Origin of the sequence: Mesorhizobium sp. M5C.F.Ca.ET.164.01.1.1, assembly GCF_004792125.1 — a bacterium.
In the GTDB taxonomy this organism is placed as follows: domain Bacteria; phylum Pseudomonadota; class Alphaproteobacteria; order Rhizobiales; family Rhizobiaceae; genus Mesorhizobium; species Mesorhizobium wenxiniae.
In genome coordinates this window covers 1-372 of the sequence record NZ_SRTG01000216.1, presented here as the reverse complement: position 1 = coordinate 372, position 372 = coordinate 1, and the positions used below count along the sequence as shown (strand labels likewise).

Genomic DNA, 372 nt, shown 5'->3' with positions numbered 1-372 from the left:
GGAATTTCATTCACGGCTAATATGCCGTCGGCCGCAATCGGACAGACGACGATGGACGAAGGATTGCTGTCTCCGATGACTCGTCTCGGGCCGGTCCATCTGAGGGTAACCGATGTGCCGGCGGCCTTGAATGTCTGGTGCGACACGCTTGGGTTGGCACCGCTTGGCGAGGACGTAGCCCAGGCGGAGCTTGGCGTCGGCGGCCGGACGCTGATCGTGCTCCATGCCGGCGCCCAATTGCCGCTGCCGCAGAAGTCGCGCGATCTCTTCCACGTCGCCATCCACGTTACCAGCCGCCGCGATCTCGCCCACACGGCAGCCCGCCTCAAGGCATCGGGCCTGCGATACAGCGCGCAGGATCACCTGGTTTCG

General features: G+C 64.5%; 1 protein-coding gene. It reads left to right on the top strand.

Going from position 1 to position 372, the window contains the following annotated elements:
- Positions 1–51: 51 nt before the first annotated feature.
- On the top strand, positions 52–372 hold a 321-nt coding region (locus tag EN807_RS33195; protein ID WP_189522677.1), incomplete at its 3' end, for a VOC family protein.